Source organism: Mycolicibacterium monacense, from assembly GCF_010731575.1.
GTDB classification, from domain to species: Bacteria; Actinomycetota; Actinomycetes; order Mycobacteriales; family Mycobacteriaceae; genus Mycobacterium; species Mycobacterium monacense.
The window spans coordinates 834,445-849,756 of record NZ_AP022617.1; the positions used below are offsets into that span (position 1 = coordinate 834,445).

The window sequence follows — 15,312 nt, forward strand, 5'->3', positions numbered from 1 at the left end:
TGTGTCGGACACGTTGACCGGAACCGCCGAAGTCTCGGCTGACATCCCGGACTATCCGATGGAACGCGCGGCGGCCTGCCCGTTCGCACCGCCGCCCCGGATGCTCGAGATGGGCGCGGTCAGACCGCTTTCCCGCGTCCGCATCTGGGACGGCAGCACCCCGTGGCTGATCACCGGACACGCGGCGGCCCGCGAGTTGTTCGCCGACTCCCGCGTCAGCGTCGATGACCGCCGGTCGGGTTTCCCGCACTGGAACGAGCACATGCTCTCGACGGTCAACAAGCGCCCGCGGTCGGTGTTCACCTCCGACGCCGAGGAGCACACCCGCTTCCGCCGGATGCTGTCCAAACCGTTCACGTTCAAACGCGTCGAGGGTCTGCGACCGGTCATCCAGCAGGTCACCGACGAGTGCATCGACGAGATCCTCGCCGGACCGCAACCCGCCGACATGGTCGCCAAACTCGCGCTGCCCGTGCCCACCCGGGTGATCAGCGACATGCTCGGCGTGCCCTACGAGGACCACGAGTTCTTCCAGCACCACGCCAACGTCGGGCTGGCGCGCTACGCGTCGGCCGCCGACGGCCAGAAGGGTGCGATGAGCCTGCACCGGTACCTGATCGACCTCGTCGAGAAGAAGATGGCGCATCCGGCCGAGGATGCGGTGTCCGATCTGGCCGAACGGGTCACGGCGGGCGAGATCAGCGTCAAGGAGGCCGCGCAGCTGGGCACCGGCCTGCTGATCGCCGGCCACGAGACCACCGCCAACATGATCGGCATCGGCATCCTGGCGCTCATCGAGAACCCCGAACAGGCCGACTTCCTGCGCGACACCGACGATCCCAAGGCCATCGCCAACGCCGTCGAGGAGTTGATGCGGTATCTGTCGATCATCCAGAACGGGCAGCGGCGCGTCGCGATCGAGGACATCGGGATCGCGGGGGAGACCATCCGCGCCGGCGAAGGCATCATCATCGACCTCGCGCCCGCGAACTGGGACGCCGCCGCCTATCCCGAACCCGACAAGCTCGACCTGCGCCGCGACGCCGGCCAGCAACTCGGCTTCGGCTACGGCCGCCACCAGTGTGTCGGCCAGCAGCTCGCCCGCGCCGAACTGCAGATCGTCTTCCACACGCTGCTGCGCCGCATCCCCACCATGCGGCTGGGCATCCCGTTCGACGAGGTGCCGTTCAAACACGACCGCCTCGCCTACGGCGTCTACGAACTTCCCGTGACCTGGTAACAGGTTTCCCACAGCCCGATTGGAGTGCCAAAGATGTCAGCCCCCAGCCCCACTCAGACCCTTTATCCCCCCGAAGGTTTCGGCGCCCCCAAGCACCGGCACGGCCACTCCGCCGGCGCGGTGACCGGCTTACCCGAAGGCACCGAGATCTTCAGCGCCGACAACCACATCTCGGTCGCCGACGACATCTTCTACGAACGCTTCCCCGAGGAGCTCAAGGGCGCCGCCCCGCGCATCTGGTACGAGGACGGCGCCTACATGGTCGGCATGAAGGGCAAGGCCTGGACCGGTGGCGATTTCGGCCGCGTGCTCATGCAGTACGACGACCTCGCCGGGGCCGCCTCGAACAACATCGAGGCGCGCATCCGCGAGCTCAAAGAGGACGGTATCGACAAGGAGCTCGCGTTTCCGAACGCTGTCCTGGCCCTGTTTCACTACCCGGACAAGGCGCTGCGCGAGCGGGTGTTCCGGATCTACAACGAGCACATCGCCGATCTGCAGGAGCGCAGCAATGGGCACTTCTACGGTGTCGGCCTGATCAACTGGTGGGACCCGAAGGGGACCCGCAGCACACTGGAAGAGCTGAAGTCGCTGGGGCTCAAGACGTTCCTGCTGCCGCTGAACCCCGGCAAGGACGACGAGGGCAACATCTACGACTACGGCAGCACCGCGATGGACGCGGTGTGGGACGAGATCGAGGCCTCGGGTATCCCGGTCAGCCACCACATCGGTGAGACGCCGCCCAAGACGCCGTGCCAGAACAACAGCGTCGTGGTCGGCATGATGGTCAACGTCGACTCGTTCCGCGAACAGTTCGCCAAGTACGTCTTCTCCGGCATCCTCGACCGGCATCCGTCGCTGAAGATCGGCTGGTTCGAGGGCGGGATCGCCTGGGTCCCCACCGCGCTGCAGGACGCCGAGCACATGCTGGCCTCCTACCGGCACATGTTCAACCACCAGCTCGAACACGACGTGCGTCACTACTGGGACAACCACATGAGCGCGTCGTTCATGGTCGATCCCCTTGGCCTGCAGCTGATCGACCGCATCGGCGTCGACAACGTGATGTGGTCGAGCGACTACCCGCACAACGAATCGACGTTCGGGTATTCGGAGAAGTCGCTGGCCACCGTCGTCGACGCGGTCGGCCCGGAGAACGCCGTCAAGATCGTCAGCACCAATGTGCGGAAGTTCCTGGGGGTCTGATGACGACGTCGACTCACACCGGCGTCACCCAGATCGCCCGGACCGGGTACACGTGGCTGGACATCCCGCAGGAGCCCGACTTCACCCGGCTGCGCAGTGAGGTCGGTGCACGTCTGCACGCCGCGATGGCCGAACAGGGTGTCGACGCGCTGGTTCTGCTGGGCAACGGAAACGTCATGTACGCCACCGGTATCAGCTGGCCGCTGGCCGATGCCGGCCTGTCACACGTCGAGCGGCCGGTGGCGGTCGTGCTGGCCGACGACGAGCACCCGCACCTGTTCCTGCCCTTCCGCGAGGGTGCGGCGATGGAGTCGGACCTGCCCGACGACCACCTGCACGGGCCGGTCTATCTGGAGTTCGACGAAGGCGTCGCCGAATTCGCGAAGATCCTGGCCCGCCTGATCCCGGCCGGCGCGACAGTCGCGACCGACGAGTTGACCGGGGCGATGCGGCGGGCCGGCAGTGCGCTGTTCCCCGACGCGCCGATCGATGCGGCCCCGGTGATCGGCGCGGCCAAGATCGTGAAGACCATCGACCAGATCGCCTGCATCCGGCGGGCGTGTCAGATCACCGAACAGGCCGTCGCCGAGATCCAGAAATCGCTCGCCCCGGGTGCGCGTCAGATCGACCTGTCCGCCGAATTCGTGCGCCGCACCTTCGAACTCGGCGCCACCACCAACATGTTCGACTCGATCTGGCAGGCCATGCCGGCGTCGAAGGCCGAGGGCACCTGGACCACCACCGGCGATCTGGCCCTGCCCCTGCTGACGACCGAACGTGAGATCCAGCAGGGCGACGTCCTGTGGACCGACGTGTCCATCGCCTACCAGGGCTATTGCTCCGATCACGGACGCACCTGGATCGTCGGTCAGGATCCGACGCCGGCCCAGCAGAAGCAGTTCGACAGGTGGAGCGAGATCGTCGACGCGGTGCTCGCGGTGACCAAGGCCGGTGCGACCTGCGGCGACCTCGGGCGCGCGGCCACCGCGGCGGCCGGCGGGCAGAAGCCGTGGCTGCCGCACTTCTACCTGGGCCACGGCATCGGAACCAGCGCGGCCGAAATGCCGATGATCGGAACGGATCTCGGTCAGGAGTGGGACGACAACTTCGTCTTCCCGTCCGGCATGCTCCTGGTGTTCGAGCCGGTGGTCTGGGAGGACGGCACCGGCGGCTACCGCGGCGAGGAGATCGTGGTCGTCACCGAGGGCGGCTGGATGCCGCTGACCGAGTATCCATACGACCCGTACGAGGTGACCCGTGGGAATTGAGATCGAGGCCGACGGCCGGGCGCTGCGCCACAGCCGTCGGGAGCGCGCCCTCGCGCAGATGGAGGCCTACGACCTCGACATGCTGGTGCTCGGCCGGCAAGCCAACGTCCGCTACATCTCCGGTGCCCCGCAGCTGTGGGTGGTGGGCACCCGCCCGTTCGGGCCGATCTGCGAGTTCGTCCGTGCGACCGGGGAGATCCACCTCAACAGCACGTGGGACGAGGGCATCCCGGAGGAGATCCCGCACGAGAATCTGTACGGGTTCGCGTGGAACCCGATGACCTTGGTCGGCATACTGCAGAACATCAAGGGCGCCGACACCGTTCGGCGGGTCGGAACCGATGCTCTGACACCGACGTTCGCGAAACTGTTGCCGATGGCCTTCCCGAACGCCGAGCTGGTCGACGCCGAGCAGGCCATGCAGGCGGCTCGCCGGATCAAGACACCCGAGGAAGTGCAGGCGTTGCGTCGGGCACTGGTCGTCGCCGAGGAGGGCCTGGCCGCAGGCGTTGCGGCGCTGGGTCCGGGCACCACGGAGAAGGCGCTCGCCGGTGCCATGCTCGAGGCCGAGGCCGCCGGTGGGGTGAGCACCCCGGCGACCCAGGACGCGGCCTGGGTGACGTCGAAGGAGCATCCGTGGCGCCGAGCCGACAGTGACGGCCTGGTGCGCGAGGGTGACCTGGTGGCGTTGTCGGCCGGGGTACTGGCCGACGGATATGTCGCCGAGGTGGCCCGAACGCTCTGTGTCGGGGAGCCGACAGACGCCGCGCGCGCGCTGTTCCGACGACGAGATGGCCTGTGGGAAAGGCTGATCGAGGCCTGCCGACCCGGTATGACGACAAGCGGGTTGCTGGCCGCCTACGAGCAGGCCGGTGAGCGTCTGCCTGCGATGCCGGTGGCACACGGACTCGGGCTGGGGTTCGACCCGCCGGTGGTGTCACCGGCTCTGCGCGCGACCGCGGAAGCCGACGTCCTCGAGGAGGGCATGGTGCTCGCGGTCACCGCCTACGTGTGGGAACAGGGGGTGGGCGCGGTGTTCACCCGCGATGCCGTTTTGATCACCGCCGACGGCGCCGAAATCCTTTCGACCGCCCCCGCTTACGGGGAGGCCGTCCATGGCTGACCGGCCCAAGCCCCCTGCCGCGGAGCGGCCCAAGCCGGAGGAGATCATCCTCTACGAGAAGGACCCGAAGACCAAGATCGCGACGATCACCTTCAACCGGCCGGAGTTCCTCAACGCGCCGACGTCGGCGGCCCGGTTGCGCTACGCCGATCTGTGCCGCGCGGCGACCGTCGACAACGACGTCAAGGTTGTGGTGATCCGTGGTGTCGGGGACAACCTCGGCAGCGGCGCCGACCTGCCGGAGTTCATGGAGGGCAACGACAATCCAGACCTGCGGTTGGCCGAACTGCGCCTCGAGGACGAGGGTGTCGGCGACGTGACGTACCCGCCGAAGGGCACGTTCCGAAACGGCGCCACGATCAGCGCGTGGTATGCGAACGTGCAGGCGGGCAACCGGCCGCTGCAGGAGCTCAAGAAGATCAGCATCGTCGAGGCCAAGGGGTACTGCTACGGCTGGCACTTCTACCAGTGTGCCGACGCGGATCTGGTGATCTCCAGTGACGACGCACTGTTCGGGCACCCGTCGTTCCGTTACTACGGCTGGGGTCCGCGGATGTGGACCTGGATTCAGATGATGGGCCTGCGGGCGTTCCAGGAGATGGTGTTCACGGGTCGGCCGTTCACCGCCGCGGAGATGAAGGACTGCAACTTCCTCAACCGCGTGGTGCCGCGTGACCAGCTGGAGGCCGAGGTCGACAAGTACGCACGTGCGTGCGCCCGTAACCGGCCGGTGGACACCGTGTTCCAGCAGAAGCTGTTCTTCGAGGTGTTCAAACAGCACCAGGGTGAATACATGGGCAGTCTGCTGTCGGCGTTCTTCGAGTCGATGGGCAGCGGGGTCGCCAACGACGACGCCGGCGACCTCGACATGCACGAGGCCATCGACAGCGGCCTGGCCGACGCGGTGAACGACAACGACAGCAAGTTCCCACCGGACTTCAGACTGTCGAAGTCGAACCGCGCGAAACCGGAGTGACGATGGGAGCGGATGTCGACAGTGATCCCCAGCGGGGGCCACTCGACGGTTTCCGGGTCGTCGACCTGTCGACCGGGATCGCGGGCGCCTACTGCACGAAGCTGCTCGTCGACGGTGGCGCGGAGGTGGTCAAGGTCGAACCGCCCGAGGGCGACCCGCTGCGGCGGTGGTCGGCGTCGGGCGCGGACACCGGCGGTGACGGCGCACTGTTCTCGTACCTGGCGTGCTCCAAGCACAGTGTGGTGGCCGACCCCGCCGAATCCTCGGACATCGCGTTCGTCGAGGATCTGCTGGCATCGGCCGACGCGGTGGTGTGGTCGCGGGGGTCGGCGCTGGCCGAGCACCCCGACGTGGCGCCCGTGGCGATCCACCGGCGCCACCCGGGCCTGATCGTCACCGCGATCACCCCGTTCGGCCTCGACGGACCGTGGACCGACCGCCCGGCAACCGAATTCACGCTGCAGGCGTGGTCGGGCGGGATCGTCGGACTGGGCCGCGGCGCCCCGGACCGGGCGCCGGTGTACGTCGGCGGACAGGTCGGTGAGTACCTCGCCGGTGCGTACGCGAGCGCCGCGACGCTGGCCGTCCGTCTCCGCGGTGTCGGCGAGCTGATCGACCTGTCGATGCTCGAGACCCAGATCCTCGGGCTGACCTACTACCCGGTGACCTACCACCAGATGCTGGGCCGGCCGTGGCGCGACGCCCGCAAGCTCACCGTGCCCGGGATCGCCCGCGCCAAGGACGGTCTGGTCGACATCGGTTGCGGGACCGCGCAGCAGTGGTTCGACCTGTGCGCGATGACCGGACACGACGAGTGGATCGACGAGGATTCGCCGCTGTCGATCACCGAACAGGCCAACGAGAAGGCCAAGGAGCTCTACGCCTGGGTGGCCGAGCAGACCGTCGACGAGATCCGCGACCTCGCGTCGGCCTTCCGCATCCCCAACGCGCCGGTGGCCAACGGTGAGACCGTGGCGACCCTCGACCACTACGTCGAACGTGGATCGTTCGTGACCAACCCCCGCGACGGGTTCACCCAGCCCGGCCCGCCCTACCGGCTCAACCCGCCGGTGCTGCGGACCCCACAGCCCGCGCCGCGCCTCGGCGAGCACACCGAGACCTACCGCCGAAACAGCATTCCCGGTCGTCAAGCCGGCGGCTTGGCAGCAGGGAATCCTGTTTCGGCGCAACCGACGGGCGCACAGCTGCCGTTCGAGGGGTTGCGGGTGCTCGACCTGACGACGTTCTGGGCGGGTCCGTCGTGCACCCACATCCTGGCGTTGCTCGGCGCCGAGGTGATCCACGTCGAGTCGGCGCGGCGCCCGGACGGCACCCGGCTGATCGCAGGCATCCCCGCCACCGAGCAGCAGTGGTGGGAGCGCTCGCCGATCTTCTCCGGGCTGAACACCAACAAGAAGGGTCTGACCCTCGACCTGCACACCCCGCGCGGACGGGAACTGCTCAACCGGCTCATCGAGACCGCCGACGTGGTCGCCGAGAACTTCACCCCCAGGGTGCTCGACCACCTCGGCCTCGACTTCGCCGCCGTCCAGGCGCTGCGCCCCGACGCGATCATGCTGCGCATGCCGGGTTTCGGCCTCGACGGGCCGTGGCGGGACAACCCCGCGTTCGCCTACGTCATCGAGGCCGCGGCCGGGATCAGTTGGCTCACCGGCTATCCCGACCGCAACCCCAACGAGCCGTACTCGGTGGGCGACCCCAACGCCGGCATCCACGCACTCAACGGCCTGCTGCTGGCGCTCGAACACCGGCGCCGCACCGGGCAGGGCGTCCTGGTCGAGGCCGCGATGGTGGACGCCGCACTCAACGTCGCCGCCGAACAGGTCATCGAGTACAGCGCCTACGGCGCGCTGCTCGGCCGGTCGGGCAACCGCGGGCCGACCGCGGCCCCGCAGAACCTCTACCTCAGCGATGGGATCGACGAATTCGGCCGTCCCGACATCTGGGTCGCGATCGCGGTGGCCACCGACGCGCAATGGGATGCGCTGTGCGCGGCCATCGGCGCCGCCGACTGGGCCTCGGACCCCGCGCTGGCCACCCAGGCCGGCCGCCGCGCCGCACACGACGAGATCGACGAACGGCTCGAGCGGTGGTGCGGTCAGCGCAGCGCCGACGACATCGTCGAAATCCTCTGGACGGCTGGGGTTCCGGTCGCGAAGGTCATGCAGCCGCACCGGCAGACCGAACTGCCTCAACTCACCCATCGCGGGTTCTTCGAAGAGGTCGCCCACCCGGTGAACCCGCCCGCCCCGCACAGTTCGCTGCCGTTCCGGCTGTCGGCCGGGCCGCAGCGATTCCACCGTCATCCGGCGCCGTTGCTCGGGGAGCACACCGAAGAGCTTCTCGCCGAACTGGGCCTCACCGCGGACGACATCGCCCGACTCGCCGCCGACAAGGTGATCGGCCACACCGTCTGACTGGTTGACTGGCGCCATGGCCATCGACCCGTCCGGCATCCTGCTCACCGACCGCGTCGCCGTGGTCACCGGCGGCGGCGCCGGTATCGGCCTCGGTATCGCCGCGGGTCTGGCGGCGTTCGGCGCCCGGGTGGCGATCTGGGAGCGTGACGCCGACCGCTGTGCGGTCGCCGCGGAATCCGTCGGCGGGCTCGGTATCGTCACCGATGTCCGCGACAGCGCCGCGGTGACGGCGGCCCTCGACCGCACGGTCGCCGAACTGGGCACGGTGACGATCCTGGTCAACAACGCGGGCGGTACGTTCTCCTCACCGCTGCTGGAGACCAGCGAAAACGCCTGGGACGCACTGTACAAGGCGAATCTGCGACATGTGCTGCTGTGCACGCAGCGGGTCGCGCAGCAGATGGTGGCCGCCGGGGTGGGCGGCAGCGTCATCACGGTGACGTCGATCGAAGGGGTCCGCGCCGCCCCGGGTTACGCGGCCTACGCGGCGGCCAAGGCCGGCGTCGTCAACTACACGCAGACGGCCGCCTTCGAACTGGCCCCGCACGGTATCCGGGTCAACGCGCTGGCGCCCGACGTCGTCGTCACCGAAGGGTTGGTGGCGCTCTCGCCCGGTGGGCTGCCCGCCGGAATCGGCGACGCGATACCGATGGGCCGGCCCGGGACCGTGGACGAGATCGCCGGGGCCGCAGTGTTCCTCGCGTCCGATCTGGCCGGATACATCACCGGTGAGACGCTGCACGTCGACGGCGGAACCCACGCGGCGGGCGGCTGGTACCGGCATCCGCGGACCGGTGCGGCCACCCTGGGCCCCGGTTAACGGGGCCGGTCGAGTCCCGGGTCGCCGAGCCGGGAGCGGATCGCCGCCCACGGGTCGGCGTACTTGCCGGGCTTGTTCCGGTAGGCGCCCTGGCGGGCGACGAACACCCGCGCCAGCGGTGCGATCAGCTGCAGCGGATAGCGCAGCAACCCTATCTGGCCGCTCATCTCGGCGACCATGTCGGGCCACGAATGATGTTGGAACTGAAGGGCTTCCTGTGCGCGCGTGGCATCCATCCAGTCGGTGATGAACCAGGCGTCGTCCCGCTCGGGATCACCGGGACGGCCTGGCGGCAGCGCGCCGGCCAACCCGCGCGCGCCGGCGAGGGCGGGTCCGACCTCACCCTGGCGCCGCTTGTGGGTGTCGTCGCCGGCGATGAGCAGGATCTCGCCGACGACGTCGGCGGTGGTGGCCGCCGCGAACGCCCACGCCACGTCGCGCACGTCGACGCTGTGGAGCCGGCCGTCGGTGGGCAGTGCGCTCTCGAAGAACAACGCGTCGGTGGTCAACGGCATGGCCTTCGGATCGACGCTGAGCACACCGCCGAGGCGCAGCACCACCCACTCGAGGCTCGACGCGCGCACGATCTCCTCGGCTTCGAGCTTGTGCGCGCCGTACAGCTCGGTCGGGTTCGGCGGGGTCTCCGCGGTCACCGGGGCCTTGTGCCGGTGCGGGTTACGCGCGCCGTACACCGCATTGCTCGAAGCCTGCACGAAACGGGGCGGCTGCGGCAGCGCTTCGGCCGCCCGCACCAGCGTCGCGGTGGCGTCCACGTTGACCTTGCGGGCCACCTTCGGGTTGCGGTAGATCGGCGGCGGGATCACGGCGGCCAGATGGATGATCGCGGACGGAGCCACCTCGGTGAGGAGCTGGTCGACCTGGTCCGAGTCGGTCAGGTCCGCCCAGCGCACCTCGGCGCCGTCGGGCAAAGACCCGGCGGCCTTCCGGTTGGCGTCGGTCTGCAGGTCGGTGGCGACCACCCGCCGGCCGAGTTCGACGAGTCGCCGCACCGTTTGCGAACCGACCAGGCCGAAACCGCCGGTTACGAGCACCGCATCTGACATTGTTCTCCTACGAGGTCAGTCAGCAAGAACAGGTGATTATGGTGTTCTCCTTTAGCGAGAGTAACGTATTCGCTGATCCGGAAGGATCGACAGCCGTCAGGGGGAGCCGATGAGCGACGACGACAGGGGCGAGGACACCCGGGTGCCGCCCGACCGGCCCGAGATGGCGAAGTGGGATCCGGAGTTCACCGCGGCGATCGCCAAGACGGCCGGGGCCGCAATCAGGCGCTACTTCCGCTCGGAGGTCCGCGGGCTGGACGCCATCCCGTCCGCCGGTGGTGCACTCGTGGTGGCGAACCACTCGGGCGGCATGCTCACCCCCGATGTCCTCATCTTCGCGCCGGCTTTCTACAAGAAGTTCGGTTACGACCGGCCGGTGTACACGCTGGCACACTACGGCGTATTCGTCCCGCCGCTGGGCAGCCTGCTGCGCCGGGCCGGGGTGATCGAGGCCAGCCGTGAGAACGCCGCCGACGCGCTCCGCTCCGGCGCGGTGGTCCTGGTGTTCCCCGGCGGTGACTACGACTCCTACCGGCCGACGTTCGCGGAGAACAAGATCGACTTCGCCGGCCGGACCGGTTACGTGCGCACCGCGATCGAGGCCGGTGTGCCGATCGTGCCCGTGGTGTCTATCGGGGGACAGGAGACCCAGCTCTTCCTCGCCCGCGGGGACTCGCTGGCCAGGAGGTTGGGGTTGAAGAAGATCCGGATGGAGATCCTGCCGGTCAGCTTCGGCTTCCCGTTCGGGCTGTCGGCGATCTTCCCGCCGAACCTGCCGCTGCCCGCCAAGGTCGTCACCAGGGTGCTCGACCCGATCGACATCACCGCACACTTCGGGGAGGATCCAGACGTGGCCGAGGTCGACGCGCACGTGCGCACCGTCATGCAGGAGGCGCTCGACGAGCTCGCGCGCGAACGCCGATTCCCGGTGCTGGGATGATCCCGGTGCTGGGCGACACCGCGGCGAAAGTAGGCGCGAGCGTCGGGTTGATGCAGACACTGTGGCGCTCCCGGCTCATCGCCCCCATGCGTCCGGACCGCTACCTGAAGATGGGTGCGGCCGTGCGCAGGGTGGGGATGACGGCGACGGTCGGATTCGCCACCGCGGCACAGCGTTGCCCCGACCGGCCGGGGCTGATCGACGAACGCGGCATGCTGACGTTCGCCGAACTCGACGACGCCTCGGATGCGCTCGCCGTGGCGCTGCAGGGGCTGCCGGGTGGCACCCCCGGCACCGTGGCGATCATGTGCCGTAACCACCGCGGGTTCATCGAAGCGCTGTTGGCCGCCAACCGCATCGGCGCCAACGCACTTCTGCTGAACACGTCCTTCGCCGGACCGGCGCTGGCCGAGGTCGCCGAACGCGAGGGCGCCGACGTCGTGATCTACGACGAGGAGTTCAGCGAGACCGTCGAACGCGCCCTGTCCGGTCTCCCCGACGCCGTCCGGATCATCGCCTGGACCGACGAGCCAGGCGGAGGCGCCGAGACCACGGTGGACGCGTTGATCGAGGCGCACCGCGGCGAGCGCCCCCGGCCCGCCGAACGCAGCAGCGAGATCATCCTGCTGACCTCCGGAACCACCGGAACCCCCAAGGGCGCCAAGCGTTCTGCGGGCAGTGGCGGCGCGGGCGACCTCAAGGCCGTGCTGGACCGGACGCCGTGGCGCGCCGAGGAGACCACCGTCATCGTCGCGCCGATGTTCCACGCCTGGGGGTTCTCCCAGTTGTTGTTCGCCGGCCTGCTGGCGTGCACGATCGTCACCCGTCGCCGGTTCGACCCGGAGGCCACCCTGGCGCTGGTCGACGAGCACAAGGCCACCGGGCTGATCGTGGTGCCGGTGATGTTCGACCGGATCATGGATCTGCCCGACGAGGTGCGCGCGCGCTACAGCGGCCGGTCGCTGCGGTTCGCCGCCGCCTCCGGTTCGCGGATGCGCCCCGATGTCGTCACCGCGTTCATGGACCAGTTCGGTGACGTCATCTACAACAACTACAACGCCACCGAGGCCGGGATGATCGCCACCGCGACACCCGCCGATCTGCGCGCGGCACCCGACACCGCCGGAACACCCGCCGACGGCACCGAGATCCGCATCTTCGATCCCGACTTCCGCGAACTGCCGCCCGGCGAGACCGGCAGCATCTTCGTGCGCAGCGGGACCCTGTTCGACGGATACACCTCCGGGTCGACGAAGGACTTCCACGACGGCTTCATGGCTTCGGGCGACGTCGGGTACCTCGACGAGAACGGGCGGCTGTTCGTGGTCGGCCGCGACGACGAGATGATCGTCTCCGGCGGTGAGAACGTCTATCCGATCGAGGTCGAGAAGACCCTCGCCGCGCACCCCGGGGTGGCCGAGGCCGAGGTGCTCGGCGTGGACGACGAGAAGTACGGCCAGCGCCTCGCCGCGTTCGTGGTGCCCGCCGCCGGAGCGGCGCTCACACCGGACGAGCTCAAGGAACACGTGCGCGACAACCTGGCGAATTACAAAGTGCCGCGCGACATCGTGATTCTCGACGAGCTACCCCGGGGTGGCACCGGCAAGGTGCTGCGCAACGAACTGCGCGCCCACCTGAACTAGCCGACGCCGGCGCTCGCCGGCGCCATGGCGGTGTCGACCCGGCGGAGTTCCGCGGGCAGCCCTGCGGCGCTGCGAATCTCGACCAGCGCGTGCAGCATCGCATCGGTCGCCTCGTGGATGTCGCGGAAGGTCTGGTCGTCGGAGAGCACCGAGATGTCCACCTGGTCGACATAACTCCACACGGTCATGTTGAAGGCGCTCGCCGCCGAAAGCACCCCGACCGAGTAGATCTCGGTGACGTCGCCGCCGCCGATGTGTCCGTGTTCGCGCGGGCCCGGCACGCTGGACACCGCGACGTTCATGATGCGGTTGTGGGTGGCGTGCTCGGACTGCCAGCGGAACGCCGTGGGCGCGAACGGCGGCAGGTACTCCATCATCTTCCCTTGTAGCCGGGGCCCCATCAGATCGTGAACTTCCTTGGCGCGCTTGGTGGCCAACGCGGTCAACCGCACCCGGCGCAACGGATCGTCGACGTGGACGGGCAACGACACCGCCAGCCCGCTGATCTCGTTCCCGGTTACCCGGTCGGGGGAGCGGTCGGTGGCCACGGGCACCGACGCCAGCAGGGGGCGGTCGGCGCGGCCGTCGTAGCGCAGCAACAGTTCGCGTAACCCGCCGGCGCTGACCGACAGCACCACGTCGTTGAACGTCACCCCGAGGTGCCGGGCGGTCTCCTTGATGTCCGCCAGCGCCACCGATGCCGTGGCGAAGGTTCGCCCGGGCGACACCACGTGGTTGAGGAAGGTGGGCGGCGTCCGGAACATCTTGGCCATCTCGTCGGTGCCACCGCGCTGATCGTGTGTGCGCCGCCGGACCCGGAAGGTGCCGCGCACCGCCTCGCCGACCAGGCCGGGGAACTCGGCCACCTTCTGCAGATGGTCGCGGCTGGCTTCGGCGAGCAACTGCGATTTCGTCGGGGGCTGACAGGTGGTGTACTCGTCGCGTTCGGGGGTCACGGTACCGCCCAGATCCATCAGCCGCGCCAGCAAGTTCGCTGACGCGACGCCGTCGGCCAGGGTGTGGTGCACCTTGCCGATCAGGGCGAACCGATTGTCGGCCATCCCCTCGGCGAAGTAGAACTCCCAGAGCGGCCGGTCGCGGTCGAGCGGGGTGCTGGCGATGCGCCCGATGACTTCGTCGAGTTCCCGGCGGCCGCCGGGGGCGGGCACCGACACCGTGCGGACGTGGTAGTCCAGGTCGACATCGCAGTTCTCCAGCCACATCGGGTGGTGGAAGCGGAACGGGATGTCGATCAGTCGGTAGCGCAGCGGGTCCAGGAGGTGCAGTCGGCGGGCGATGGTGCGGCGGAACACCTCGAAGGAGTACGGGCTGTCGTGCGTGGCGTCGTAGGAGGTGGCGTCGATGATCGCCACCTTGCAGATTCGGGGTCTCGCTGTACAGCAGCATCGCGTCCATGCCGTTGAGTCGCTTCACGCCCCACCTCCGTCTTCGCCGCCGGTAAAGGAGGTATCCCCGCGATTGCGCAAGTCCATGCAACCATCCGGGCGCGACGGTGGCGCATGTTTCGCCCGAATGGGCGCCCCGTGCCGTGAACGCGAACCGGGGACCTCGCCTGTGGCGAGGTCCCCGGTCGGTGGGAGGTGGGTTACTTGAGGCAGCTGCCGCCGTCGACGGGCAGCGTGACGCCGGTGATGTAGCGGGCCTCGTCGGAGGCGAGGAACAGCACCGCGTTGGCGATGTCCTCCGGCTCGACCCAGCCGATCGGCAGCGTGTGCATCATCTGCCCGACGACCTTCATGTCCTCGGGGCCCGGGTTCTCCAGGTCGGGACGGAACAGCTTCATGGTGCCTTCGTTCATGAACAGCGGCGTGTTGACGTTGGTCGGATGCACCGAGTTCACGCGAATGTTCTGCGCCCCCAACTCGACGGCGAACGTCCGCATCAGGCCCACCACACCGTGTTTGGCCGCCACGTAGTGGCCGGTGTGCGGATAGGCCTTGAGGCCGCCGACGGAGCTGGTGAGGATGATCGAACCGCCACGCCCGCCGGCGAGGATGTGCGGTACGCCGGCTTTGACGGTCTTCCACACGCCGCCGAGGTTGACGTCGATCATGTCTTCCCAGTCGCCGTCGCTGGTCTTGTCCAGCGTCTCCCCGCCGTTGCCGATACCGGCGTTGGCGACGATGATGTCGAGCCGGCCCAGCTGCTCCACACCGGCGTCCACAGCGGCCTTCAACGCCTCGAAGTCGCGGGTGTCGACCTCGGCGGTGTAGATGCGGCGGTTGAGTCCCTTCACCAGATCGGCGGTCTCGGCGAGATCCTCGGGGGTCGACAGGGGGATCCGGACGCTGTCGATCTGCTTACAGATGTCGACGGCGATGATGTCGGCGCCCTCCTGCGCCAGTCGCACCGCGTGGGCCCGGCCCTGTCCGCGGGCCGCACCCGTGATGAATGCGACTTTGCCTTCTACCCGTCCTGCCATCGGTTCCTCGATTCCTCGTTCGTCATGCGCTGTGCACCTGCTCAGCACCTTCCCACCGGCATTCCATTGTGTCAACGTCGCACTCGAATCGGGCAGTTTCTACTGTCCGCTTAGGAGAATGACGTTTCCGCGAGAATGTCGAGGGCGC

The 15,312-nt window shown here is 68.6% G+C and carries 11 protein-coding genes and 1 pseudogene; 9 read left to right on the forward strand and 3 right to left on the reverse strand.

The genetic code is table 11. The features are described from left to right. Position 1 precedes the first annotated feature (1 nt). The 7 genes from G6N49_RS04095 to G6N49_RS04125 are packed head-to-tail and all read left to right on the forward strand — an operon-like array spanning position 2 to position 9,074. Positions 2-1,240 carry a cytochrome P450 gene (locus G6N49_RS04095; protein WP_011856288.1) on the forward strand — a complete coding sequence of 413 codons (1,239 nt, stop codon included), beginning with the start codon at positions 2-4 and terminating at the stop codon, positions 1,238-1,240. A gap of 33 nt (positions 1,241-1,273) precedes the next feature. Beyond that, on the forward strand, positions 1,274-2,446 hold the full coding sequence (locus tag G6N49_RS04100; protein WP_011561147.1) for an amidohydrolase family protein: 1,173 nt from the start codon (positions 1,274-1,276) through the stop codon (positions 2,444-2,446). Next, positions 2,446-3,714 carry a M24 family metallopeptidase gene (locus G6N49_RS04105; protein ID WP_011856287.1) on the forward strand — a complete coding sequence of 423 codons (1,269 nt, stop codon included), beginning with the start codon at positions 2,446-2,448 and terminating at the stop codon, positions 3,712-3,714. The genes G6N49_RS04100 and G6N49_RS04105 overlap by 1 nt, the downstream gene beginning before the upstream one ends. Then, positions 3,704-4,837, forward strand: a complete 1,134-nt coding sequence (locus tag G6N49_RS04110) for a M24 family metallopeptidase (RefSeq protein ID WP_011856286.1) — start codon at positions 3,704-3,706, stop codon at positions 4,835-4,837. The genes G6N49_RS04105 and G6N49_RS04110 overlap by 11 nt, the downstream gene beginning before the upstream one ends. Next, complete coding sequence (locus G6N49_RS04115; protein WP_011856285.1) at positions 4,830-5,813, forward strand: enoyl-CoA hydratase/isomerase family protein; 984 nt, start codon at positions 4,830-4,832, stop codon at positions 5,811-5,813. Before G6N49_RS04110 ends, G6N49_RS04115 begins: the two co-directional genes overlap by 8 nt. 2 nt (positions 5,814-5,815) lie before the next feature. After that, positions 5,816-8,251: a CaiB/BaiF CoA transferase family protein gene (locus G6N49_RS04120; RefSeq protein ID WP_083045231.1), complete on the forward strand. Its 2,436-nt coding sequence runs from the start codon at positions 5,816-5,818 to the stop codon at positions 8,249-8,251. Positions 8,252-8,267: 16 nt separating this feature from the next. Next, entirely contained in the window at positions 8,268-9,074 is an 807-nt protein-coding gene (locus G6N49_RS04125; protein WP_011561142.1) for an SDR family NAD(P)-dependent oxidoreductase, read from the forward strand. Here the strand turns inward: G6N49_RS04125 and G6N49_RS04130 are convergent. Then, on the reverse strand, positions 9,071-10,138 hold the full coding sequence (locus G6N49_RS04130) for an NAD-dependent epimerase/dehydratase family protein (protein ID WP_083045232.1): 1,068 nt from the start codon (positions 10,136-10,138) through the stop codon (positions 9,071-9,073). The genes G6N49_RS04125 and G6N49_RS04130 overlap by 4 nt on opposite strands. A 109-nt stretch (positions 10,139-10,247) precedes the next feature. On the opposite strand from G6N49_RS04130, the gene G6N49_RS04135 reads away from it, so the two are divergent. Together G6N49_RS04135 and fadD12 are read left to right on the forward strand one after the other, a co-directional pair. Beyond that, on the forward strand, positions 10,248-11,078 hold the full coding sequence (locus tag G6N49_RS04135) for a lysophospholipid acyltransferase family protein (RefSeq protein ID WP_011561140.1): 831 nt from the start codon (positions 10,248-10,250) through the stop codon (positions 11,076-11,078). Further along, on the forward strand, positions 11,075-12,721 hold the full coding sequence (fadD12, locus tag G6N49_RS04140; protein ID WP_011856281.1) for an acyl-CoA ligase FadD12: 1,647 nt from the start codon (positions 11,075-11,077) through the stop codon (positions 12,719-12,721). Before G6N49_RS04135 ends, fadD12 begins: the two co-directional genes overlap by 4 nt. Here fadD12 and G6N49_RS04145 read toward each other — a convergent pair. Together G6N49_RS04145 and G6N49_RS04150 are read right to left on the reverse strand one after the other, a co-directional pair. Further along, a pseudogene (locus tag G6N49_RS04145) lies at positions 12,718-14,155 on the reverse strand (WS/DGAT/MGAT family O-acyltransferase). The gene fadD12 and the pseudogene G6N49_RS04145 overlap by 4 nt on opposite strands. 172 nt (positions 14,156-14,327) lie before the next feature. Continuing rightward, positions 14,328-15,164 carry a mycofactocin-coupled SDR family oxidoreductase gene (locus tag G6N49_RS04150; protein WP_011561137.1) on the reverse strand — a complete coding sequence of 279 codons (837 nt, stop codon included), beginning with the start codon at positions 15,162-15,164 and terminating at the stop codon, positions 14,328-14,330. Positions 15,165-15,312 lie beyond the last annotated feature (148 nt).

Coding starts and splice junctions, on each gene's coding strand:
- G6N49_RS04100 (WP_011561147.1), top strand. CDS start 1,274: ATGTCAGCCCCCAGCCCCACTCAGACCCTTTATCCCCCCGAAGGTTTC.
- G6N49_RS04105 (WP_011856287.1), top strand. CDS start 2,446: ATGACGACGTCGACTCACACCGGCGTCACCCAGATCGCCCGGACCGGG.
- G6N49_RS04115 (WP_011856285.1), top strand. CDS start 4,830: ATGGCTGACCGGCCCAAGCCCCCTGCCGCGGAGCGGCCCAAGCCGGAG.
- G6N49_RS04120 (WP_083045231.1), top strand. CDS start 5,816: ATGGGAGCGGATGTCGACAGTGATCCCCAGCGGGGGCCACTCGACGGT.
- G6N49_RS04125 (WP_011561142.1), top strand. CDS start 8,268: ATGGCCATCGACCCGTCCGGCATCCTGCTCACCGACCGCGTCGCCGTG.
- G6N49_RS04130 (WP_083045232.1), bottom strand. CDS start 10,138: ATGTCAGATGCGGTGCTCGTAACCGGCGGTTTCGGCCTGGTCGGTTCG.
- G6N49_RS04135 (WP_011561140.1), top strand. CDS start 10,248: ATGAGCGACGACGACAGGGGCGAGGACACCCGGGTGCCGCCCGACCGG.
- fadD12 (WP_011856281.1), top strand. CDS start 11,075: ATGATCCCGGTGCTGGGCGACACCGCGGCGAAAGTAGGCGCGAGCGTC.
- G6N49_RS04150 (WP_011561137.1), bottom strand. CDS start 15,164: ATGGCAGGACGGGTAGAAGGCAAAGTCGCATTCATCACGGGTGCGGCC.